Raw genomic sequence first — 21,557 nt, 5'->3', positions numbered from 1 at the left:
CCCCTTGGCGCCTCCGTCGAGGGTGCCGGTCACCGTCAGGACGGCCCCGTCCATCGCCTCCCAGGAGCCCTCGCGCAGGCCCTGCTGGCCGCGGCCCTGGCCGCTCAACAGCACGGCGGCCGCAAATCGCCGATCCCGGAAGCTGCGCGGGCCTTCGCCCGGCATGTCGATTTCCGCGCCGGTGAGCAATTGAGACGTATAGGCGCCGAAGGAATGGCCGGCGATCGCGGCGGGCAGGGGCGTGGACGACGCGCCGATGGTTTTCGCCTGGATCGCCGCCAGATTGTCCATGACGGCGGCGACGATCCGGATCCGCTCCATCCAGTAATGCGGCGTGTGCAGGATCTGGAACATCCGGTCTCTCAGCGGCGGAAAGATGATCCACTTCGAAACTTCCGGCCCGTCGGGCGCAAAGCCGAGTTCGCGCGCCGCAGCCGCAAGCGCGGCCGTGCCATCGGGAAACGTCGGATGGATGACGAGATAGCCATGGCTCGCCAGAAACGTGGAAAGTTCGACATGATCTCCGCCATGGCCCCCGAGGCCGTGGCAGAAAACGACGATGCCCTTCGCCTGCCCTTCAGCGGGATATCGGCAGACGAGCGGCAGGCGCGCATCCCGGTCCTCGATCTCGAAACGGACGGTGCTGACGGCGCTGGCTTCTCCCGGCCAATCCTTTGCATCCATTGTCTTTCCTCACTCTCCCTCAGATCACCCCGGCGCTGCGCAATGCGTCGATCTCGCCCTCCGAAATGCCGATCCCCTGCAGCACGCCTGCAGTGTCGGCGCCGAGTTCGGGCGGCGGCGCATGCGCGGTCACCGCCTCGCCATTGGCGCGGAAACTCATCGAGGGTACGTGGATCGGCCCGTCATGGCCTTCGATCCTGAATTCGGAAAGCAGGCCGCGCGCGGCAATATGCGCCTCCGAAAGGGTTTCGTCGAGACTGCGCACCCTGGCGGCGGGAACATCGACCTTGGCCAGCACGGCCTCCCATTCATCCGCCGTGCGCGTCAGGAAGGTGGCGTTCAGCTCCTCACGCAGGGAAGCCGCGTTTGCCTTGACGGCAGTGGGCGTGTTCCAGCGCGCATCGGCGAGAATGTCGTCGCGGCCGATCGCCTTGCAGAGCCTGATGAACTGCGGAACGTTGTTGGCGGCCAGCATCAGCACGCCGTCCTTCGTCTCGAACGCGCCCGAGGAGGGGCTGGCGCTCCAGGCCTCGTTGCCGCTCTGGGTCGGCATCCATCCGGCGGTCATATGCTGGGTCATCAGCGAGGCCATCAGCATCAGCGCGGTATCGAGCATGGCGACGTCGACCTCGACGGCCTTGCCGGTGCGGCGAACCTCCAGCAGTCCCGCCATGATCGCCTGCGCGGCATTCATGCCGGTTGCGAAATCGATATAGGGCGCGCCGACCTTGGTCGGGCCGTCGCCGGGCTTGCCGGTGGTCAGCATGATGCCGCACATGCCCTGGATGACGTGATCATAGGCGGGTCGTCCGCTCCACGGCCCGTTCTGGCCATAGGCGGAGATCGAGCAATAGACGATATCCGGCTTGATCGCCTTCACGACCTCGAAGCCGAGGCCCAGCCGCTCGGCAACGCCCGGCTTGAAATTTTCCACGAAGACATCGGCGCTCGCGATCAGCCTCTTCGCGATCTCGAGCCCCTTCGGATTCTTAAGATCGAGCGTAACGGATTTTTTGTCGGCGTTCTGGGTCAGGTAGCTTGAGGCCATGCGCCGTTCGGTCAGCTTCGGCAGCAGCCCGCCGATGCGGGTCCAGTCGCCCTCGCCGGGCTTTTCGATCTTGATGACTTCCGCGCCCATCAGGGCCAATTGATAGGTGGCATAGGGGCCGGCCAGAACCTGGCTCAAATCGATCACCCTGACGCCCTTGAGTGGCTGAAACATAGCGGCTTTCCGGTCTTGGGAGAGGAGCGCCGCACGTTTCTGCGCGACGCGATTTCTTTTGGCGGGCGGCTGTTACTGCGCCGCCTTCTTGGCCTCTTCGATGATCTGCCTGTTCTTGTCGTAGGAAGACCGTATTTCGTTATAGGACTCATCGACACCCAGGAACTTGATCGGGATATCGGCCGCAGCGGTGATCTTCTTGAAGTTTTCGTCGGTCTCGGCAACCGCGAGCGCTTCGGCGAGGCGGTCGAGAATTGCGCGGGGCGTTCCTTTGGGCAGGAACAGCGTGGTGCGCGAATCCATCGCCATCGGATAGCCTTCCTCCTCGATGGTCGGAACGTCCGGCGCGGATGGATGGCGGAAGGTCGTCAGGGCCGAAATCGTCTTCAGCTCCTCCGGGTAACGATAGTGAATGCCGCCGGAAAACGCCGCCGCCACCTGGTTGCCGAGCAGCGCATTGATCATTTCGCTGCCGCTCTGCAGCGGAACGATATTAACGTCGATATCATTCTGCTTGCTCAGCGCCTGAATGTAGAGCCGCGCTTCGGGGCTCAACGCGCCAAAGCTGGAGCCGGGATTTTCCTTGGCCCATGCCAGATATTCGGTGAGGTTGTCGTACGGGCTGTCCTTGCGGGCGGCCATGCCGACCTGGAAGGCGGTAATCATGCCGGCATATTCGAAATCGTCCGCGGTGAAATCGATGCCGTCCATGATGAAGGGCGAGGTATTGACCACCGAGTTCGACTGGAACAGCATGGTGTAGCCGTCGGGCTTGGCCTTTGTCAGCTCACGCGCGGCGACAGCGCCGCCGGCGCCCGGTTTGTTGACGATATTGACCGGCTGGCCGAGTTGGTCGGACATCACCTGCGCGGCCGCGCGAGCAACCAGGTCGGTCTGGCCGCCGGCGCCGTAGCCGACCATCATGGTGATCGGCCGATCGGGATAGGCGTCTTCGGCAAAGACCACGCCCGAGAGACTGGCAAGGCTCAGGGCCGCACCGCTGAGAAGGCCGAAAAGCCCTCGTTTGGTCATCGTTTTCATCGCTCATCCTCCCTTTTGATTGCGAGAAACTCCGTGTCGTCATGATCTTCAGCACCCGTGAAATCATGCGCGTCATGCCTGCCGACCGATGCCGCCAGCCTGCTGCCATGGCCGATCCACCAGGCAACCACCACGGTCAGCACCAGAAAGACGAGCGCGATCGGGTGATGCAGCAGATTGAGCGCGTTGTGATCGAGCAATTGCAGCGACTGGCGGAAGCTCAGCTCCAGATTGGGGCCGATGACGAAGCCGATCAGAAAGGTGACGAAGGAAAAATCGAGCTTGCGTGCGAAGAAACCGACAACCGCGAAGGCGAGCATCACATAGATGGAGAAGATGCTGCCGGTTTCCATATAGGCGCCGACGCTGCACAGAAGCAGCACGCCCGGAATGATCAGCCGCATCGGCGCCTTGATGATCTGGGCGAACACGCGCTGGCCGAGATAGCCGATCGCCAGCATGATCACACTGGCGCACAGCATCGCGGCATAGACATCGGCGACGAGGCGCGGCTGTTGTTTGAACATCAGTGGGCCGGGCGTCAGCCCGTGCAGGATGAAGGCGGCGATCAGGATCGCGGCGATGACGCTGCCGGGTATGCCGAGCGCGAACAGCGGGATCAGGCTTGCGGGCACGACGGCGTTGTCCGCGCTTTCGGCGGCCGCCACGCCCTCGATCATGCCCGTGCCGAATTTCTCCGGCGTCTTGGAGGCCTTGCGGGTTGCGCCATAAGACATGAAAGAGCCGACGCTGGCGCCAAGACCCGGCAGGATGCCGACGACCGAGCCGATCAGCGTGCCGCGTGCGATCGCGGGAAAGCAGCGGCGCCATTCCGACCACAGGATCACGCGGTCCTCGCGCCTGTCGCTGTCGCGGATCTGGCCGGTCGCGGAATCGAGCGCCTTGAGATTGCCCGCCTGCACCACCATTTCGGCAACCGCCAGCATGCCGATCGCCATCGGCACCAGCTTGATGCCGTCATCGAGCTCCAGCAGACCGAAGCTCATGCGCGGCACGAAGGTCTCGGTCTCGAACCCGATCGTTGCGAAGAAAATGCCGAGCGCGCCGGCAATCAGCCCCTTGGTCATCGAGGTGCCGGAAAGCCCGCCGATGAAGGTGAGCGAGAACAGCAGGATCGCGCAGAGTTCCACCGGACCGATCAGAAGCGCATAGCGCGCCAGCGGCGCGGCCAGCAGGATCAGGATGATGGTCGAGAGGAAATCGCCGATCACCGAGGCGAACAGCCCCATTTTCAGCGCCTTCTGCGCCTTGCCCTGGCGCGCCAGCGGATAGCCGTCAAGCGCGGTCGGCGCCGAGGACGGCTCGCCCGGCGTGTTGAGCAGGATGGCGGAGACCGCGCTGCCCGCGCCGCTGCCCTTGGCGATGCCGATCAGCATGCCGATGGCCGCCGGCGGCGTGAGATAGAAGGTCAGCGGAATGGCGACCGCCACGCCGGTGCCCTTGCCGAGCCCCGGCAGCGCGCCGACGACGTAGCCGATGAACACGCCGAGCGCGACCCATATAAGCGTGGCCGGGTGCAGGACATCCTGAAAACCGAGAAGAATATGGCTCATAGAATGCCCGTCCCAAGCAGCTTGTAAAACAGCAGCCAGACCGCCATCAGCAGCCCGGCGGTCATGCCGATGATCACCAGCGGCCGCCGCTCGCCCAGAAGCAGCAGGCTTGCCGCCACCAGGAATATGCCGCCGGCAAGCGGGGCGAGAAGCAGGTAGAGCGCGATCGAGATCAGGAACACCGCGCCGATCCTGACCAGCGCCAGCATTTCGCCGCGCGTGATCGTCGGCTCGGCATCCTCCGGCGTGGGTTTGGCGCGCAGATTGGAAAACGCCAGAAAGGCCGACAGCGCGACCACGACGATCATCATCATGTTCGGCACGAGGCGGGGCGACATCATGCCCTCAGGCCCCTCGCCGATCCCTTTCGGAATGATGAAAACAAGCGCAAGCAGGCCCAGAAGAGCCAGAACAACGCCGGAAACGATATTGGCGCGTCTCAATTTTTCCTCCCGATCGGTGACGCGTCGGCGACAAACGCCTGCCGTCACTCTCCTCGGTTGCACTATCGCCGATCCAGCGAAAAGAAATAGTCGAAACTTCCTTCAATATGATAAGTTGTGTTTATGGCTAAGGCTTCGAACCGTATCGACGGACTCCGTCTCAGACACCTGCGCGTCCTTGAACTGATCGACGAGCATCGCTCCCTGCGCGCCGTCGGGCAGGTCCTCAACCGGACCCAGCCCGCCGTTTCGCAAATGGTGAAGGATCTGGAATATGCCTTCGGCGTCGAGCTGGTGGCGCGCTCGGTGCGCGGCGTCGGGCTGACGCCCGCCGGTCATGTCGCGCTGGAGCGGGCCCGTTCGGGGCTCTCCTCGCTTGACCAACTTGCGGCCGAGTTGAAGATCAGCCCGTCGCCGATCCTCAGGATCGGCACCAATCCGGCGCTGATCTTCAACCTGCTGCCCGCGACCCTCAGAATTCTCGACGCCGGAAACAATGCGGTCCGCTACCGCGTCTCGGCCGGCGTGGTCGGCGATATACTGCGCGAGCTCTGGGACGGCCGGATCGACTGTTATGTCGGGCGGATCGACTGGAACCATATTCCCAAAACCGTGATGCCGTCGCTGCGCCACGATCCGCTGACGCACACCGACCTCGTGCTGGCCTGTTCGAAGAACCATCCTCTTGCGGGACGTTCCGATATCGACATTGCCGAACTGGCCGACTGGCCCTGGTTGCTGCCGCCGGCGGAAAGCAATAACCGCATCGCGCTCGAAACGGAACTGCGCAACCATGGCGTGATTCTTCCCCAGCCGATGCTGGAACTCAACGCCGGCCCTGGTTCGCTGCTCACGCTGACCCATGAAATGCAGGTGTTGACGCTCACGCCCCGCTTCATGCTCGAAAGCCGGCTCGCCGTCGGCGAGGTCGTTGCGCTCAATATTCCCGGTTTCGCGCTGCCCGAGATCCAGGTGGGGTTTGTCACGCTGGCCGAGTACGAGACAATGGCCTCCGTCAGGAACTTCCGCCAGGCCCTGCGCCAGGCCGCCGAGGCGCTGACGGGCGAGTATGGCCGGCCATGCCAACTCGCCAATAGCGACCCGCTTTAATCTGGTTTAAAGCCCGACCCTGCCTGTCTCCCCATAATCGCAAACGTCTGGCGCGGCCCGCATTATTCGTCTACAAGGTCACGTTTCCCGTATATTGATTTCTTCTAAAGTGGCGAATGGAACTGCTTGCCGAACTGCGAAACAATACCAGCGACCTGCATCAGCGCCTCGATCGCGCGGTCAGCCGCACGCCATTCGCCTCGCCCGAAGGCTATCAGCGTTTCCTGCTGATGCATGCCCGCGTGCTGCCGCAAGTCGAGCGCTGGCTTTCCGCCCAGCCGCTCTATGCGACGCTTCCCGGCGACAGGCTGCGCACGGCGGCGCTCGCGCGCGATCTTGAGGCGCTCGCGCTTTCAATGCCGGCAGGCGCTTGCGTTGCGGGCAACAGCAGCTCGGTCGCGGGTCTGGCCTATGTGCTGGAAGGCTCGCGGCTTGGCGCGCGTTATCTGCTCGGCCAGTTGGCGAAGGCCGGCGCGCCCTATCCCGTCGCCTTCCTGCGCTATGGCGAGGGCGAGGATCACTGGACATCTTTCCGGGCCTGGCTCGCCGCCCAGCCTGCCAACCAAAGCGCCGTCGCAACGGCCGTGACGTCAGCCAGGGCGCTTTTCGATGCCTATCTGGAGGCCGTTTGCCATCTTGAAGGAGCACAGGCGCAATGAACGACCGGGTCGATCTGACCAATTGCGATCGCGAGCCGATCCATCTTCTCGGTCGCGTGCAGGCATTCGGCTTTCTGGTCGCCGTCGCGCCCGACTGGACGATCTCGCATGTCTCCGAAAACATCGGCAATTTTCTCGACGTTGCGGCAGCGTCGCTGCTTGGCCGGCAGGCGGAGGCACTGCTTCCGGCGGATACGATCCATACCATTCGCAACGGGCTGCAATTCCTCAATCCGAACCGCGGCGTCGAGGTGATCTACGACCTCGGCATCGCCGGGTCCGCGAACCGGTTCGATGCTTCGGTGCACAGGTTCAACGACACCATCATCATCGAGTTCGAGCCCGCCACGGCGGTGGAGGGTGCGGCCACCGACATGGCCAATGTGCGCAACGCCATCGACCGCATGGCCGAGCTTCCGTCCTTTGCCGCGGTCTACAGCCACACCGTCCGCTTCGTGAAGCTGATCACCGGCTTCGACAGGGTGATGCTCTACAAGTTCGGCGCGGACGATACCGGCGAAGTGGTGGCGGAGGCCAGGAAGCACGATCTCGAACCGTTCCTGAACCTGCGCTATCCGGCCACCGACATTCCAAAACAGGCGCGCGCGCTCTATGTCGAAAACCCGATCCGGCTGATCGGTTCCGTTGCGGACGAAGGATCACCGATCCTTGCCCTTGACGGCGAGGTGCTGGACCTTTCGGGAAGCCGGCTCAGAAGCGTGTCGACCATCCATCTCGAATATCTGCGCAACATGAATGTCGGCGCCTCGATGTCGATCTCGGTGATCGTCAACGGCGCGCTGTGGGGGCTGATTGCCTGCCACCACGGCAAGACGCATGTTCCCTCGATGCGCCTTCGAAACGCCGCGCTGCTGTTCGGCCACATGCTGTCTCTGATCCTGCAGACGCGGCTTTCAGCCGACGAGCGCGCCAATGACGAGGTGGTGCACCGGCTGACGACGCATATTTCCCGCACGCTTTCGAAGGACGCCACCACGCCGGAACTGCTGCATTCTTCCGCCGAATCCTTCGCCGACATTCTCAAGGCGGATGGCTATGCCGTGGTGCAGGAGAACAAGGTCGTGGTTGGCGGCGACGCGCCGGCGGCGACGGATATCCTGGCGCTCTGCGACCATCTGAACGCGCTGCCCGGCAACGCCGTCTACGCCAATCACGAGATCGGCACATTCATGCCGGACGCGGAGCGCCTTGTCGCAAAGGCGGCCGGCGTGCTGTCGATCCCGATCTCGCGCTCGCCGCGCGACTATCTGCTGTTCTTCCGGGCCGAACTGGTGCAGCAGGTCAACTGGGCCGGCAATCCGGAAAAGCCGGTGAGCTATGGCCCGAACGGCGCCAGGCTGACGCCGCGCAAGAGTTTCGAGACCTGGCAAACGACGGTGCGCGGCCAGAGCGCGCCCTGGTCCGCAGCCGATATCCGCGCCGCCTCGCAATTGCGGATCATGCTGCTGGAAGTCGTGCTGCGGCTGACGGAAGAGGCCGGGCGCGAACGCAAGCTTGCCAATGAGAAGCAGGAGCTGCTGATCGCCGAGCTCAACCACCGGGTCCGCAACATTCTGGGCCTGGTGCGCGGCCTGATATCGCAGACCAGCGTTGGTGCGATCTCCACCACCGAACTGGTCGCCAAGCTCGATGGCCGGGTGCAGACGCTGGCCCGCGCCCACGACCAGATCACGCGCCACCACTGGGCACCGGCCGCGCTCACGGAACTGATCGAGGCGGAGGCGGAGAGCTACCTCCTCGACAGGAAGACGCGGCTGGAAACCACCGGCCCCAACGTGCTTCTGACGTCGAAAGCCTATACCTCGATGGCGCTGGTGATCCACGAGATGATGACCAACTCCGCCAAATACGGCGCGCTGTCATCGGCGCGCGGCACGGTCAGGATCGACTGGAGCCTCGGCCCGGACGAAAGCCTCCAGATCGACTGGCGCGAGACCGGTGGTCCGCCGGTGAAAGCGCCAAAACGCCGGGGCTTCGGTTCAACCATCATAGAGCGCACCATACCGTTCGAGCTATCCGGCCGGGCCGATATTTCCTATCGTCTGGAAGGCGTGACGGCCGCGTTCTGGCTGCCGGCCGAACATGTGGTCGCCGAGGAGCCGGAACCGGCGCCCGCAGCTGTTAAACAGGTCTCCGCGCCGCGCGCCTTCACGCCGCCGAAATCGGTGCTGGTGGTCGAGGACAATCTGATGATTGCCCTGGATGCCGAGATGATCTTCGAAAGGCTCGGCAGTCTGGAGACCGTTATCGCGCCGACGGTGGAAGCCGCGATCGGCATGCTCGACCGGCGTGACAGCCCCTTCGACTTCGGCCTTCTCGACATCAATCTCGGCAACGAGACCAGCTTCGAGGTGGCGCGGCGGCTGAAGCGGGATGGCGTGTCCTTCGTGTTCGCTTCCGGCTATGGCGACAGCCTGACGCTTCCCGAAGACCTCGAGGATATCCGCATCCTGTCCAAGCCCTATGACAAGGACATGATCAGGGGGCTGTTCGGTTAATCGAGACCGGGAATGCCTCAGCGTTTCAGGCGCTTTTGAAGAACGGCTTCCAGTTCCGCCACCGCATCCTCATCCAGCCGGCCGATACTGCGCGACAGATGGTTGGCGAAGGCGGTGTGGGTGGAGGGCAGGCCGATCGTGTCGATCACGACGCGCGGATCGGACTGGTCGGCGATTTCGAAAAACGCCTCGGCATCGTCCCAGATGATGTGGAAATAGCCGGCCACCCGCTGCAGGAAATCGAAGCTCGGCTTGCCGCGCCGACCGTGTTCGAGCGCCGACAGATAGGCAGGCGAGACGCCGATTGCCTCGGCCATCTGCTTTTGCGTGACGCCGCGTTTCGCCCGCAATGCGCGCACGGCATCGCCGAAGGGGGTCATGCCGCTCCTCCCTTCCGGCGCGCAAGGCGGACATAGAGCGCGCCTTCGCCGCCATGGTGTCGGGCGGCGGTCTCATAGGAGGAAATCAGGGGGCGGAAATCCGGCAGAGAGAACCACAGCGGCACGGTGCGCTTCAGCACGCCGTCGCTTCCAAGCGAGGCCCCCTTGCCGGTGATCACCAGGATATGGCGATGGCCGCGTTCATGGGCGCGGCGCAGAAAGGAAAGAAGCAGCGCATGGGCCTCGTCCTGAAACAGGCCGTGAAGATCGATGCGGGCATCGATGCCGATGCGCCCGCTGGCGAGCTTTCTTTTCACCGGCCGCTCCAGCGGATGGTGGCGCGGTTCCTTTGGCTGCCGGAGCGCGAGCGGCGAGACGCCGGCGCGCGGCGGCTCGGCCTTCATGGGCGCGGGCGTCTTCGGGGCCATCATCTCGGCGAAACTCTCGGCGGCCGTCTCGGGCCTTTCCGCCTTGCGGCCGGGAAGCGGCCGCGCCGTGCGGGCCACCTTGTTCCACAATTCGCGTTCCTCGGACGAGAGCTTGCGCCGGCTCATCAGTCGAACTCCCGTCAGGCGGCAGATGCCGCCGGATCAATCGCCTATTCGGAGGCCGTGGCGATCAGCTTCCAGTTCGGATCGCGCGCCTTGGTGTCGCGGGCGAAGGTCCAGAGATCCCGGATTTCCGCGATTTCCTCGGGGTCGCCGTCGACGACCTCGCCATCCTTGCCATAGGTGGCCGAGATCATCTGGCTGACGATACGGAGCGTGATCCGGGCTTCGGTCTTTTCGACCTCGGCCTCGGTAATCTCAGCCTTTTCGATGCCGACGAAATTCGCCCTGACGGTCTCGCCCTTGGCCTCGCGCTCGCTGATGGCGGCGTTGAAGCCGTCATAGACCTCCTTCGAAAGGAGGTTCTTGAGGCTGCGGCGATCGCCTTCGGCAAAGGCCATCACGATCATTTCATAGGCCGAGCGCGCGCCCTTGAGGAAGGCGTCGGGATCGAATTGCGGATCGGCCGCGGCAATCGCCTGGAGGCCGGAATTGACGTCGCTTCCCGCCGGCGCGATCTTGTCGATCGCGGCCTTGCGGGCGGCTTCCTGTTCCTTCTCGACGCCCGGCAGCGTGATCACCTTGCCCTCGCCGCGCCCCGGCTCCAGCGCATCGGTGCGCGAACGCACCGGCGTCTGCTCGTAACGCGGCTTTTCATTGCCGGTGCGCCGACCGAGAACGTTGCGGAGCTGGAAGAAAATCACCACAGCCGCAATCAGGAAGAAGAGGGTGATCAGATCGCTTGTGCCCATTTCGTTGTACCCGCCGCTTTCCTTGTTGTTTTCCTATCCCCATATAGACTTCACAGGGCCATGATTCAAATGTAACACATCGGATTATCAAGCGCATTTCCCATGGGCCGCGAAAACGGAAAGAAAGCCAGAAAAAACAAGCTGGAAAAGACAAGCCAGACAGGAAAACGACTTGCCGCTTCTTATTGCCATCATTCTCTACCCGTTCGTTGAAATCGCGGGCTTCATCATCGTCGGTCGCGCGATCGGCCTGTTTCCGACGCTCGGCCTGATCATGCTGACCGCCGTGATCGGCGCGATCCTGCTGCGCATCCAGGGCTTCAGCGTCTTGCAGAGGCTCAACCAGGATGTCCGCGACGGCGGCAATCCGGGCCGCGATCTCGTGCATGGCGGCATGATCGTGCTGGCGGGCATCCTGCTGCTGCTGCCCGGTTTCGTCAGCGATCTCTGCGGCTTCCTGCTGTTTGTCCCGCCGCTTCGCGATTTCGTGTGGAAGCGGATGAGCCGCAATATGGTGGTGGTTTCTCAGCGCTCTGCCGGGTTCAGCTACACGACGCGCGAGCCGCCGCGCCGCGAAGGCCCGCGCGAGGGGCCGAAAGTGGTCGATCTCGATGCAGACGATTTCTCTCACGACCCGGACCCGAATTCGCCCTGGGCGGGCAAGGGCAAGCCCGACGACGATGATAAGCCGAAATAGGCCGCAATGCGGACCTTCAAGGCCCTAACGCCGGGGCGAAAGGGTTGTACCTCCGCCGACTAGATGCTAACTCGCATTCAACGAAATCACTCGAAAGGACGCGCAATGGCCGAGGAAAACGGGGCGGCGGAAAAGAAGTCGAGCCCATCGCTGAGCATTCTCACCCAGTACATCAAGGATCTTTCCTTTGAAAATCCGGGAGCTCCCGCCTCGCTGCAGAAGCGCGACGCCCAGCCTGCGATCAACATTTCCGTAAACGTCAACGCCAACCCGCTCGGCGACGACAATTACGACGTGCTGCTGTCGCTGAAGGCGGAAGCCAAGTCGAACGACAAGCCGATGTTCCTGTGCGAACTGGTCTATGGCGGCGTATTCCGCGTGGCCGGCTTCCCGAAGGAGCATGTGCTGCCGATGCTGTTCATCGAATGCCCACGCCTGCTGTTCCCCTTCGCCCGTCAGATCGTCGCCGACGCCACGCGCAATGGCGGCTTCCCGCCGCTGCTCGTCGACCCGATCGACTTCGCGCAGATGTTCCAAAAGCGCATGGCAGAGGAACAGGCCCGCGCCAAGGTACAGCAGCCTGCCAACTGATCGGCGGAGCATTTCCTGAATTGAAGAAACCCGATCGCGAGATCGGGTTTTTTGTTGGGTACGATCCTCAGCCGCCATTGCCGCCAGCGTCACATCGGCGTGGTTACGACGACCAGCCCGAGACCGATTTCACGGTCATGTATTCCTCCAGCCCCCAGATACCGCCCTCGCGCGCGCCGCCCGAGTGACCGACGCCGCCGAAGGGCGAGCCGGCGCCGCGCGGCTGGCCGTTCATCTCCACCATGCCGGAGCGCAGCCTGCGCGCCAGCCGGTTGCGCCGCGCGCCATCGCCGCTCTGGACATAATTGGTGAGGCCATAGCGCGTGTCGTTGGCGATCGCCACCGCCTCTTCCTCATCGGCAAACGGAATGATGCTGAGGACGGGGCCGAAAATCTCCTCGCGCGCGATGGTCATTTCGTTGTCGACATCGGCGAACACCGTCGGCTGGACGAAATAGCCCCGGTTGAAGCCGGCCGGCAGGCCGGTCCCGCCCGCGACCAGCCGCGCGCCTTCGCGAATGCCGGTCTCGATCAGGTCCTGGATCTTGTCGAACTGCCCCTTGGAAATGACCGGTCCCATATGCGCGCCCTCGGCCGATGACGGGCCGACCGCAATCGCGTTGGCCGCCGCGCGCGCCTTGTCCACGGCGGTCTCGTAGACCGAACGCTCGACCAGCATCCTGGTCGGGGCGTTGCAGTTCTGGCCGCTGTTGATGAAGCATTGGCGCACGCCGCGCGCGACGGCATCCTCGTCCGCATCGGCGAAGATGAGGTTGGCGCCCTTGCCGCCCAGTTCCAACGCGACGCGTTTGAAACTGTCGGCCGCGCCGCGCATGATGCTGGCGCCGGCGCGAGTCGACCCGGTAAAGCTGATCATGGCGACATCGGGATGTTCGACAAGCCGCGCGCCCGCGGTCGCGCCGTCGCCCTGAACAAGGTTGAAGACGCCGGCGGGCGCGCCGGCCTCGTGAATGATCTCGGCCAGCAGGTTGGATGACAGCGGCGCGAGCTCCGATGGCTTCAGCACCATGGTGCAGCCGGCGAGAAGCGCCGGTATGACTTTCAGCGCGACCTGGCTCATCGGCCAGTTCCACGGGGTGATCAGGCCGACGACGCCGATCGGCTGCATCAGGATGCGGTCATTCGGCGCATGCGGCCCGAGTGGCCTTACGAAATCGAAATGCTCCATGGCGGTGAGAAAACTGGTCATGTGGCGCAGGCCGGCCGCCGCCTGTCGGGTGCGGGCAAGCTCGATCGGCGCACCCATTTCCTGAGAGATGACGCGCGCCATCTCTTCGACGCGGCCGGCATAGATGTCGTGGATGCGCCTGACGAGCGCAATCCGATCGGCCGGATCGCTTTCCGCCCACGCCGGCAAGGCGCGTTTGGCGGCCGCCACCGCGGCATCGACCTCGGCTTTTCCGGCGAGCGCGACCGTGCCGAAGGGCTGTTCGGTGGTGGCGTCGATCAGCGTATGGCTCGCTGTCGAAGCGGATGGCGTCCAGCGACCATCGATATAGAAATTGCTGAGTTCAAGCATGGCTTGTTTCCCTTCCTTTGGCGCGGTCATACCGGATCTTCCAGCGCCAGTTCCGGTACGGGTTTGGCGTCGAAGAAATGGATCGAATCGACCTGAAGATGGATGGTATCGCCCGGCTCCGCATCCGTGCGCCCGCGGACCAGGATGCGGATCACCTGATCGGCGAGGCGGGCCGTGATCTGGGTTTCGGAGCCCGTCGGTTCGACAATCGTGACGATCGCCGGCCAGCCGCTTTCGGCAAGCACGAAATGCTCGGGCCGGACGCCGACGGTGACGCGCTGCCGCCCCTTCGGATCGGCGGCTGGCAACGGCAATATCCGGCCGTCGGCAAGCCTGAGCCCGTTCCCGGCGACGATATCGCCCTGCAGGAAGTTCATCGGCGGCGAGCCGATGAAGGCCGCGACGAACAGGCTGGCCGGCTTGTCGTAAAGCTCCAGCGGCGGGCCTTCCTGCTCGATCACGCCGCCGTTCAGAACCACCACCCGATCGGCAAGCGTCATCGCCTCGATCTGATCATGGGTCACATAGATGGTCGTGGTCTTCAGCCGCTGATGCAGCTCCTTGATCTCGGAGCGCATCTGCACCCTGAGCTTGGCATCGAGATTGGAGAGCGGCTCGTCGAACAGGAAGACATTGGGATCGCGCACGATCGCGCGGCCCATGGCGACGCGCTGGCGCTGGCCGCCGGACAATTGCCGCGGCTTGCGCTCAAGCAGCGGCTCGAGCCCGAGAATGCGCGCGGCATCGCCGACGCGCCGCTCGATCTCCGCTTTCGGCACCCGCCGCTGTTTCAGCGCGAAGCCCATATTGTCGCGGACATTCTTGTGCGGATAGAGCGCGTAGTTCTGGAACACCATGGCGATGTCGCGATCCTTCGGCGCGACATGGTTGACCACGCGGTCGCCGATCACGATGTCGCCGCCGGTAATGCCTTCAAGGCCGGCGATCATTCTGAGAAGGGTCGATTTTCCGCACCCGGAAGGACCGACCAGCGCGACGAATTCGCCATCCTCGATATCGATCGAGACGCCGTGCAGCACCTCGACGGCACCGTAGGACTTGCGCACATTGCGGATTTGAACCGTACCCATTCCAAAACTCCTCCCTTTGCCGCCCCTTCCGGCACGGCTGATTTATGGCGCGGAAGCGCGGCGGCCTTCGGCCCGCCGGTTCGCACCCTTGGCCGGCGCAGCCTCGATCAGGTCGATCAGGAAATCGCCGGTGTTCTTTTCGTGCTGGTTCACCAGCGCGGCCGCGGCGGCGAAATCGCCCTCGCGCAGCCGGTCGCGGATGGCCATATGCTCTTTCAGGGCATCGGCGAGACGGCCCGGCTGCGGCGGAATGCCGTGGCGCTGCGCCGACATCAGGCCATGCATGTTTTCAAGCAGCCTGCGGCACCAGGGCGATTCCGGGTTGTCGCAGAGCAGCAGGTGGAACTCGTAGTTCTTGGCCCCGAACAGGTCGAAGTCCTCGGCTTCCAGCGCCGCGGCCGAGATCGCGATGTTCTCGTCGATCTTCGCCAGCCGCTCGGCATCGAAATTCCGGGCGCCAAGCTCCACCGCGAGCCCGCAGATCAGGCCGCGCAAGGCGCTGATCTCACGGATCTGCTCGGCGCGCAGGCCCTGCACCACGGCGCCGATATGGTTCTGCACCTCCAGCCAGCCGTCGGAGGCGAGGCTGCGGATCGCCTCGCGGATCGGCGTCTCGCTGATGCCGAGCGCAAGCGACACTTCCCGCGTGGTGATCCTGTCGCCCGGCCCGACCGTTCCGGAAAGCACCATCTCCTGGATATGCTGCCGGGCATGTTCGGCCTTGGTCATGTAGGTCTTGGGGTGGTCCATGGTTTCCGTCCAGTTCCGGTTTTGAGGCTCCGGCGCAATTATCCCTTGGTCGCGCCGTCCGCCAAGCCCTTGATCAACCACTTCTGCACCAGAAGGGCGAAGATCACCACCGGAACGACGGTGATCGTGCCGACGGCGGTGAGCGCGCCCCAGTTCGCGCCGTTGACCGTGTCGCCCGCAATGCCGGCGATCGCCACCGGTATGGTCGAGGCGTTACGGTTGGTGAGCACGAGCGCGAACAGCAGTTCCTCCCAGGCAAGGATCATGCTGAAGATCAGGGTCGACAGCAGGCCGGGCAGCGAGATCGGCAGGATGATCTTGAAGAAGGCGCCATAGCGCGAGCATCCGTCGATCATGGCGGATTCCTCAAGCTCCTTCGGCAGCGACAGAAAGAAGCTGCGCATCAGCCACATCACATAGGGGATCAGGAAGGTGCTGTAGGCGAGGATCAGGGTGATATGCTTGTCGGTCAGGCCGAACTTGCGCGCGACAAGGAACATCGGCACTGCCAGCGCGATCGGCGGCACGCCGCGCGACAGCAGGATCAGAAGCCCGATCGTACCGGCCCCGCGCAGCCGGATGCGGGCAAGCGCATAGCCTGCCATGGTGCCGACCACGATCGACAACAGCCCGGAGCCGGTGGCGACGATGACGGTGTTGATCAGCCGTCGCACAATATCGGCGCGCGCGATATATTCCTTGTAGGTCGCAAGTGTCGGCGTGAAGAAGAAGGTCGGCGGATTGGTGAAGATATCCACCTGCTGCTTGAACGAGGTCAGCACCATCCAGTAGATCGGAAACAGGAAGAACAGGCTGACGATGATGGCGGCGGCGATCCGCAGCCTGTGCCCGAACGCGCTTGCGGGCGCTGACGATGGGACGGGGGCGCTCAAAACAGTTCCTCCAGTTTGCGGCTGCCGCGCAGGAAAATGCCGGTCAGCACCATGGTCAGGATCAGCACGATGACGGCCATTGCCGCGGATTCGGCAAAGCGCAGCGAGCGGAACGCCTCCTCGTAGATGAACAGGTTGATGACGTTGGTGGCCTTGCCCGGCCCGCCATAGGTGGCGGCCAGCACGATGTCGAACATCTTCACCGCGCCGAGCCAGCGGATGACGAAGGTGGCCGCGATCACCGGCACCAGAAGCGGCACGGCGACCGACCAGAGCGTGGACCACCAGCCGGCGCCGTCGATCTTGGCGGCCTCGAACACATCCTTCGGCAGGGCAAGCAGCGCGGCGGTGGCGATCAGCACGATGAACGGGGTCCAGCGCCATGTGTCGATGATGATGACCGAGGCCATCGCCAATCGCGCATCGCCGAACCAGTCGAGCGGACCGAGGCCGACAAGGCCGAGCCAGTAATTGGCAATCCCCCAGAGCGGATCGAGGATCATCCGCCACATGCCGCCGGCGACCACGGGGGCGACCACCATGGGAATGATGAACAGCGCGCGCAATATGCCCCGGCCCCACCATTCGGCATTGATCAGATAGGCGATGCCGAAGCCGAGCACGACCTGCAGCGGCAGGGCGATCACCAGATAGATCAGCGTGACCTTCAGCGATTCCCAGAACCGGTAGTCGCCGATCACCTCGCGGTAATTCTCCCAGCCGACCCATTGATCGGCGCTGAAACTCGCAAGATCGAAGGAGGAGAAGCTGATCTCGATCGTGTAGAAGATCGGATAGGCGAGCATGACGATCAGCACCAGCATGCTCGGCATCAGGAACGACCAGCGGCTCAGAAGGTCGGCCAGCGCATGCCGTCGGGCATGGCGCGCGGCTCCGCCGCTTGCGGCATCGCGGCGCGATACGGTCTCTGTCGTCATCCCGGTCTCCTCCCTCATGCTTCCTCGTCCTCTCCGCCCCTCATCCGATGGCGTCTTTCTCGCTGTCGCCGCGGCGCGCTTCGTTCAGGGCGAACGCCAGATTGGCCCGCGCGCCCGCACGGGATCAAGCAGCGACAAGTCCCCTTCCTCCACCGTATAGCCTTCCGGAAACGGCGGACGCACTTCCATGCCAATCGATGCCATGACCCGGTCGTCGCGATAATAGCAACGCGCGGTCACGGCCTCTATCACGCCGGCAAGCGCCGGCTCATCGACGCGAAATTCCTGAAGGATCACCGCCTGTTCCTCGCGCGAAAGCGCGGCAAAACCCGTCCCGTCCCGCGCCTCGACCACCGCCAGCGCCTCGGTCAGCGCCTGCCGGTCGCGGCCGACCGAGCGCAGGATATCGGCATAGATCGCCGGATCATCTGCGCCGGGCAGGCCGTGGCGCGCGCTTGCAGGGATCATGTGTCCGACGATCGCGAACAGCGTCCCGTCGTTATCATCGAAGGGCGGGGTTTCCGCCTGGTCTGTCATCGTCTGTGTCATGGCCGGTTCAATCGAAAAGCTCGTAGAGGCGGGTCTTGATCTGGTCGGCGACATAGAGCGCCACCGCCTGGATCGTCGAGGTCGGATTGACGCCGCCGGAGGTGACGAAAACGCTGCCATCGACGATGAACAGGTTCTTCACGTCATGGCTGCGGCCCCATTCATTGACGACGGAGCGCTCGGGGTCCGTGCCCATGCGGGCGGTCCCCATCAGATGCCAGCCGGCGTAGGGCAGCGGCGCGCGGGTGGTGATGTCGCGCGCGCCGGCGGCCTTTAGGATCTCGACGCCGCGTTCCACCGAATGGTCGAGCATGAGGCGCGAATTCTCGCTCAGCCGGTAGCTGATCTTCGGCGCGGGAATGCCGTTTGCGTCCTTGAGATCGGGATCGAGCGTGACGCGATTGTGCTCCTCCGGCAGATCCTCGCAGATCGCCAGCATGCCGGCGCTGTGGCCGAACAGCCGGCGGAAGGCATCGTGATGACCCTCGCCCCAGGGCAGCAGCCCGTCTGCCATGCCGGTCGTCGCGGTGCGGACCGGGCCCATGCCGCGCGAAAACTGATAGCAGTAGCCGCGCACGAAACCGCGCTCTGCTTCCGTCTCATAGAATTCGTGGCTCCAGATGCAGATCGGCGAGCCGCGATGGCCATCCATCGGCTGGTCGAAATGGCCGCGTATCTGGGCATAGGGATGGAGCATCAGGTTGCGCCCGACAAGGCCGCTGGAATTGGCGAGACCAGCGGGAAAGCGGCCGGACGCCGAGTTCAGCAACAGGCGCGGCGTACCGATGCCGTTGCAGGCAAGGATCACGATCTCGGCCGGCTGGAACTGCGCCTTGCCGTCCGCGTCGAAATAATGGGCGCCCGTCGCCATGCCGTCCGGACCGGTCTCGATCCGGCTGACGCGACAGCGCGGCCGGATCTCGACGCGCGCGCGCTGCGCCTCCGGCCAGTAGGTCAGATCGGTCGTGCCCTTGGCGCCCTGGGCGCAGCCGGAGCCGCATTGACCGAGATTGATGCAGGGCGCGCGGCCCTCATATTCGCGCGTCGCGATCGCCGCATCCGACGGCCACCAGTGCCAGCCGAGATCGTTCATGGCCTTGCCGAGCACCTGACCCGTGCGGCCAAGGGGGATCGGCCCCATGACCTGATCTTTCTCGGGATAGGCCGGATCGCCCGCCAGGCTGGCGACGCCCATCATCCGGTCGTTGAGGGCGAAGAAAGGCTCCAGCGTCTCGTAGTCGATCGGCCAGTCATCGGCGACGCCATCCAGGCTGCGGACCCTGAAATCGGAGGGGTGGAGCCGGGGATAATGTCCGGCATAGAGGATGGTGCCGCCGCCGACGCCATTGAAATTGGAGATCTTGATCGGCGAATCATCGTCATTCACCGGATAGTCGGCGGCGAGCCCCCGCCGGTTCGGGCTGAGGGCGAAGTCCTCCGTCAGGCGCGCCTCCCAGTCCCGCCCGTTGCTGGGGAAGTCGGAGGTGTTCTGCCAGTCCCCCTGATCCAGGCACAGGATACGCATCCTGGTATCGGCCAGGCTCCAGGCCATGGCCGCGCCGGACGCGCCGGCGCCGATGATCAGGACATCCACTTTCTCATTCATGATCGAAGCCCGGGCCTCCCCTCAACCGCCATTATACCGAAAGCTTCGAGGCTTCGGTACGCTGCCACATGCCAGCACCCGGAACCGGCGGATGGTCGGCAAGCGCCGCCTCGATCGGCTCCGTGCCCCAGCCCGGCCTGTCGGGAAGGATGAGATAGCCGTCCTGGAATTCCGGCAGATGGGTGAAGATTTCCGCATCCCAGCCGATCCGGTCGATATCGGTTTCCATGATCGTCAGGTTCGGCACCGCCGCGCAGAAATGCGCATTCATCATCGTGCAGAGATGACCATAGAAATTGTGGCAGGCGACATTGGTCTCGTAGGCTTCCGCTGCGGCGGCGATCTTCATCGACTGCCAGACGCCGTTCCACGGCGTATCGATGATCGCGACATCGACGGCCTGGGCGCGGAAGAAGGGCAGGAACTGCTGCAGCCCGATCAGGGTCTCGCAGGAGGCGATCGGGTGCCGGCTCTGCGAGCGGATATAGGCCAGCGCCACGGGATCGAGCGTATCGAGTTCGACCCAGAACAGGTCGAGGTCGTCGATTTCGCGCAGGATCTTCAGATAGCCGTCCGTCTTGGCGTTGAAATTGAGATCGAGCAGCATGTCGATGTCGGGGCCGGCTTCGGCGCGCATGACCTCAAGGTGACGGCGAAGGCCCGCAAGCGTCTTGCGCTCCACATTGCGCCCGGTCTCGTAGGGGCGGCCAAAGCCGGGCGACCACGGCTCGATCTTATCCTCGGCGTCATAGCGGAAAATATTGGTCTTGAGCGCCGAAAACCCCTTCTCGCCGACTTCGCGGGCGATCTGCTTCACGCCCTCGATATCGGTGATGCCGGGCGAGAAATGCTGCGTGCGGGTGCGATAGGAAACGCAATGGGACCAGTAGACCCGGATCCTGTCGCGCACCTTGCCGCCGAGCAGAATGTGGCAGGGCACCTCCAGCGCCTTGGCCTTGATGTCCAGCAGCGCATTTTCGATCGCCCCCAGCGCCTGGCCGACGACGCCGCCGGAGCCCGGCCGCGTGACATTGCGCAGATCCTCGCGGATATGCTCGTGATGCATCGCGCTCTTGCCGATCATGCGCGGCGCGATCTGGTTGATTGCCGCGCCGACGCCGGGCGAGCCAAAATACTCGTCGAACTCGCTCCAGCCGACGATCCCGTCCTCGGTGGTGATCTTCAGGAAATTGTAATTGCGCCAGGAATTGCTGCAGGACAGCGTCTTGACGTCACTGATTATGGCCTTCGTTGGCATCATGGTCCTCAGTCGGTATGGGCGCGGATAACTCCGACCCAGGCATTCGATGCCGAAAGCATCGACACGATCGCGATTGCGCCGCGTTTCCGCTGGCAAAAGCTGTTGTAAAATTCCGGAAGGTTGGCGGCGGATGCGGGAAGGGCCCGCATCCGTCTCGTCTGCTTGGCTGAACGGCCTAGTTCAGCACCCTGGAGATCTTCTTGGAGGCGGTATCGAGCGCCTCCTGCGCGGATGCCTGGCCGGCAAGCGCGCGGGCCACTTCATCGGCAAGCACCTGCTGGGCGGCATCCGATTTCGGGCTGCGGATGCGCCACATCTTGCCCTCTTCGGCAACTTCATAGGCGTTCTGCAGCGTGGCATAGACCGGTGCCAGCCAGGGTTCGCTCGGCTCTCCGGAAAGCGTCGACTTGCGGGCCGGGAACGAGCCGACCAGCGCGGCATTGACGCTTTCGCCCTCCTTCGAGGTCAGCCACTGGAGGAAGGCCCAAGCCGCTTCGGGATGTTCCGTCTTGCTGCTGATGCCGGCAATCCAGATGCCGCGATGGGTGCCGGCGCGGACATCGCCGACCGGAAGCACCTGAATGCCGACCTCATCGGTGGTCAGCGTCGTCGACTGCGGGTCGACGGCGGTCGACTTGTAGACGCTGCCCCAGGTGATCATGTTGGCGACCGCGCCCTGGCGGAAGGCCTGGAGCGATTCCGAGAAGCC

Annotated in this window: 22 protein-coding genes; 5 read left to right on the top strand and 17 right to left on the bottom strand. The window is 63.9% G+C overall.

From position 1 onward, the window contains the following. The 5 genes from B4E36_RS16245 to B4E36_RS16225 all read right to left on the bottom strand — a co-directional run. Positions 1-684: alpha/beta hydrolase family protein (locus B4E36_RS16245; RefSeq protein WP_414673774.1), on the bottom strand; the 684-nt coding region annotated here is incomplete at its 3' end. A gap of 19 nt (positions 685-703) precedes the next feature. After that, entirely contained in the window at positions 704-1,906 is a 1,203-nt protein-coding gene (locus B4E36_RS16240) for a CaiB/BaiF CoA transferase family protein (RefSeq protein ID WP_292058091.1), read from the bottom strand. Positions 1,907-1,978: 72 nt separating this feature from the next. Beyond that, positions 1,979-2,947, bottom strand: coding sequence for a Bug family tripartite tricarboxylate transporter substrate binding protein (locus B4E36_RS16235; RefSeq protein ID WP_292058089.1), 969 nt, complete (start codon positions 2,945-2,947; stop codon positions 1,979-1,981). Further along, complete coding sequence (locus B4E36_RS16230; RefSeq protein WP_292058088.1) at positions 2,944-4,521, bottom strand: tripartite tricarboxylate transporter permease; 1,578 nt, start codon at positions 4,519-4,521, stop codon at positions 2,944-2,946. The genes B4E36_RS16235 and B4E36_RS16230 overlap by 4 nt, the downstream gene beginning before the upstream one ends. Next, the gene (locus tag B4E36_RS16225) at positions 4,518-4,964 is read right to left on the bottom strand and encodes a tripartite tricarboxylate transporter TctB family protein (RefSeq protein WP_345900574.1); all 447 of its coding nucleotides are present in this window, start codon (positions 4,962-4,964) and stop codon (positions 4,518-4,520) included. Before B4E36_RS16225 ends, B4E36_RS16230 begins: the two co-directional genes overlap by 4 nt. Positions 4,965-5,087: 123 nt before the next feature. On the opposite strand from B4E36_RS16225, the gene B4E36_RS16220 reads away from it, so the two are divergent. From B4E36_RS16220 to B4E36_RS16210, 3 genes are all read left to right on the top strand, one after another. Further along, positions 5,088-6,074, top strand: coding sequence for a LysR family transcriptional regulator (locus tag B4E36_RS16220; RefSeq protein WP_292058084.1), 987 nt, complete (start codon positions 5,088-5,090; stop codon positions 6,072-6,074). 116 nt (positions 6,075-6,190) lie between these two features. Continuing rightward, positions 6,191-6,733 (top strand): biliverdin-producing heme oxygenase, encoded by a 543-nt coding sequence (locus B4E36_RS16215; protein ID WP_292058083.1) that lies wholly within the window; start codon positions 6,191-6,193, stop codon positions 6,731-6,733. Beyond that, entirely contained in the window at positions 6,730-9,252 is a 2,523-nt protein-coding gene (locus B4E36_RS16210) for an HWE histidine kinase domain-containing protein (protein WP_292058081.1), read from the top strand. The genes B4E36_RS16215 and B4E36_RS16210 overlap by 4 nt, the downstream gene beginning before the upstream one ends. Before the next feature lie 17 nt (positions 9,253-9,269). Here the strand turns inward: B4E36_RS16210 and B4E36_RS16205 are convergent, their stop codons facing one another. The 3 genes from B4E36_RS16205 to B4E36_RS16195 are packed head-to-tail and all read right to left on the bottom strand — an operon-like array spanning position 9,270 to position 10,932. Beyond that, the gene (locus B4E36_RS16205; RefSeq protein ID WP_018065302.1) at positions 9,270-9,632 is read right to left on the bottom strand and encodes a helix-turn-helix domain-containing protein; all 363 of its coding nucleotides are present in this window, start codon (positions 9,630-9,632) and stop codon (positions 9,270-9,272) included. Further along, positions 9,629-10,186: a Smr/MutS family protein gene (locus tag B4E36_RS16200; RefSeq protein ID WP_292058078.1), complete on the bottom strand. Its 558-nt coding sequence runs from the start codon at positions 10,184-10,186 to the stop codon at positions 9,629-9,631. The genes B4E36_RS16205 and B4E36_RS16200 overlap by 4 nt, the downstream gene beginning before the upstream one ends. A gap of 44 nt (positions 10,187-10,230) precedes the next feature. Further along, the gene (locus B4E36_RS16195; protein WP_018065300.1) at positions 10,231-10,932 is read right to left on the bottom strand and encodes a Tim44/TimA family putative adaptor protein; all 702 of its coding nucleotides are present in this window, start codon (positions 10,930-10,932) and stop codon (positions 10,231-10,233) included. A 172-nt stretch (positions 10,933-11,104) separates the two neighbouring features. Here B4E36_RS16195 and B4E36_RS16190 point away from each other — a divergent pair, with 172 nt between their 5' ends. After that, complete coding sequence (locus B4E36_RS16190; protein WP_292058075.1) at positions 11,105-11,629, top strand: FxsA family protein; 525 nt, start codon at positions 11,105-11,107, stop codon at positions 11,627-11,629. Positions 11,630-11,734: 105 nt separating this feature from the next. Further along, a complete protein-coding gene (gene secB / locus B4E36_RS16185; protein WP_292058074.1) occupies positions 11,735-12,220 on the top strand; it encodes a protein-export chaperone SecB in 486 nt (161 codons plus the stop codon). Between the two features lie 103 nt (positions 12,221-12,323). Here secB and B4E36_RS16180 read toward each other — a convergent pair whose 3' ends face one another. The 9 genes from B4E36_RS16180 to B4E36_RS16140 all read right to left on the bottom strand — a co-directional run. After that, positions 12,324-13,760, bottom strand: coding sequence for an aldehyde dehydrogenase family protein (locus B4E36_RS16180; protein ID WP_345900573.1), 1,437 nt, complete (start codon positions 13,758-13,760; stop codon positions 12,324-12,326). A 26-nt stretch (positions 13,761-13,786) separates the two neighbouring features. Beyond that, positions 13,787-14,851, bottom strand: a complete 1,065-nt coding sequence (locus B4E36_RS16175; protein ID WP_345900572.1) for a sn-glycerol-3-phosphate ABC transporter ATP-binding protein UgpC — start codon at positions 14,849-14,851, stop codon at positions 13,787-13,789. A gap of 42 nt (positions 14,852-14,893) precedes the next feature. Next, positions 14,894-15,601 (bottom strand): GntR family transcriptional regulator, encoded by a 708-nt coding sequence (locus tag B4E36_RS16170; protein ID WP_292053937.1) that lies wholly within the window; start codon positions 15,599-15,601, stop codon positions 14,894-14,896. Positions 15,602-15,639: 38 nt separating this feature from the next. After that, on the bottom strand, positions 15,640-16,494 hold the full coding sequence (locus tag B4E36_RS16165) for a carbohydrate ABC transporter permease (RefSeq protein WP_345900571.1): 855 nt from the start codon (positions 16,492-16,494) through the stop codon (positions 15,640-15,642). Continuing rightward, on the bottom strand, positions 16,491-17,432 hold the full coding sequence (locus tag B4E36_RS16160) for a carbohydrate ABC transporter permease (RefSeq protein WP_292053939.1): 942 nt from the start codon (positions 17,430-17,432) through the stop codon (positions 16,491-16,493). The genes B4E36_RS16165 and B4E36_RS16160 overlap by 4 nt, the downstream gene beginning before the upstream one ends. 84 nt (positions 17,433-17,516) lie before the next feature. Beyond that, positions 17,517-17,981, bottom strand: coding sequence for a hypothetical protein (locus B4E36_RS16155; protein WP_292053940.1), 465 nt, complete (start codon positions 17,979-17,981; stop codon positions 17,517-17,519). A gap of 7 nt (positions 17,982-17,988) precedes the next feature. Then, entirely contained in the window at positions 17,989-19,587 is a 1,599-nt protein-coding gene (locus B4E36_RS16150) for a GMC family oxidoreductase (protein WP_345900570.1), read from the bottom strand. Positions 19,588-19,618: 31 nt separating this feature from the next. After that, positions 19,619-20,845 carry a mandelate racemase/muconate lactonizing enzyme family protein gene (locus tag B4E36_RS16145; protein WP_414673773.1) on the bottom strand — a complete coding sequence of 409 codons (1,227 nt, stop codon included), beginning with the start codon at positions 20,843-20,845 and terminating at the stop codon, positions 19,619-19,621. 178 nt (positions 20,846-21,023) lie between these two features. Beyond that, the coding region (locus B4E36_RS16140; protein WP_345900569.1) for an extracellular solute-binding protein at positions 21,024-21,557 on the bottom strand (534 nt) is incomplete at its 5' end.

Origin of the sequence: Martelella sp. UBA3392 (assembly GCF_002358775.1) — a bacterium.
Taxonomy (GTDB): Bacteria; Pseudomonadota; Alphaproteobacteria; order Rhizobiales; family Rhizobiaceae; genus Martelella; species Martelella mediterranea.
Note: the sequence above shows the minus strand (reverse complement) of the source record. Positions and strands in the feature narration are given on the sequence as shown.

Bases quoted from the DNA above. Each gene is read 5' to 3' on its own strand.
- B4E36_RS16240 (WP_292058091.1), bottom strand. From the start codon at position 1,906: ATGTTTCAGCCACTCAAGGGCGTCAGGGTGATCGATTTGAGCCAGGTT.
- B4E36_RS16235 (WP_292058089.1), bottom strand. From the start codon at position 2,947: ATGAAAACGATGACCAAACGAGGGCTTTTCGGCCTTCTCAGCGGTGCG.
- B4E36_RS16230 (WP_292058088.1), bottom strand. From the start codon at position 4,521: ATGAGCCATATTCTTCTCGGTTTTCAGGATGTCCTGCACCCGGCCACG.
- B4E36_RS16220 (WP_292058084.1), top strand. From the start codon at position 5,088: ATGGCTAAGGCTTCGAACCGTATCGACGGACTCCGTCTCAGACACCTG.
- B4E36_RS16215 (WP_292058083.1), top strand. From the start codon at position 6,191: ATGGAACTGCTTGCCGAACTGCGAAACAATACCAGCGACCTGCATCAG.
- B4E36_RS16210 (WP_292058081.1), top strand. From the start codon at position 6,730: ATGAACGACCGGGTCGATCTGACCAATTGCGATCGCGAGCCGATCCAT.
- B4E36_RS16205 (WP_018065302.1), bottom strand. From the start codon at position 9,632: ATGACCCCCTTCGGCGATGCCGTGCGCGCATTGCGGGCGAAACGCGGC.
- B4E36_RS16200 (WP_292058078.1), bottom strand. From the start codon at position 10,186: ATGAGCCGGCGCAAGCTCTCGTCCGAGGAACGCGAATTGTGGAACAAG.
- B4E36_RS16195 (WP_018065300.1), bottom strand. From the start codon at position 10,932: ATGGGCACAAGCGATCTGATCACCCTCTTCTTCCTGATTGCGGCTGTG.
- secB (WP_292058074.1), top strand. From the start codon at position 11,735: ATGGCCGAGGAAAACGGGGCGGCGGAAAAGAAGTCGAGCCCATCGCTG.
- B4E36_RS16180 (WP_345900573.1), bottom strand. From the start codon at position 13,760: ATGCTTGAACTCAGCAATTTCTATATCGATGGTCGCTGGACGCCATCC.
- B4E36_RS16175 (WP_345900572.1), bottom strand. From the start codon at position 14,851: ATGGGTACGGTTCAAATCCGCAATGTGCGCAAGTCCTACGGTGCCGTC.
- B4E36_RS16170 (WP_292053937.1), bottom strand. From the start codon at position 15,601: ATGGACCACCCCAAGACCTACATGACCAAGGCCGAACATGCCCGGCAG.
- B4E36_RS16160 (WP_292053939.1), bottom strand. From the start codon at position 17,432: ATGACGACAGAGACCGTATCGCGCCGCGATGCCGCAAGCGGCGGAGCC.
- B4E36_RS16155 (WP_292053940.1), bottom strand. From the start codon at position 17,981: ATGACACAGACGATGACAGACCAGGCGGAAACCCCGCCCTTCGATGAT.
- B4E36_RS16150 (WP_345900570.1), bottom strand. From the start codon at position 19,587: ATGAATGAGAAAGTGGATGTCCTGATCATCGGCGCCGGCGCGTCCGGC.
- B4E36_RS16145 (WP_414673773.1), bottom strand. From the start codon at position 20,845: ATGCCAACGAAGGCCATAATCAGTGACGTCAAGACGCTGTCCTGCAGC.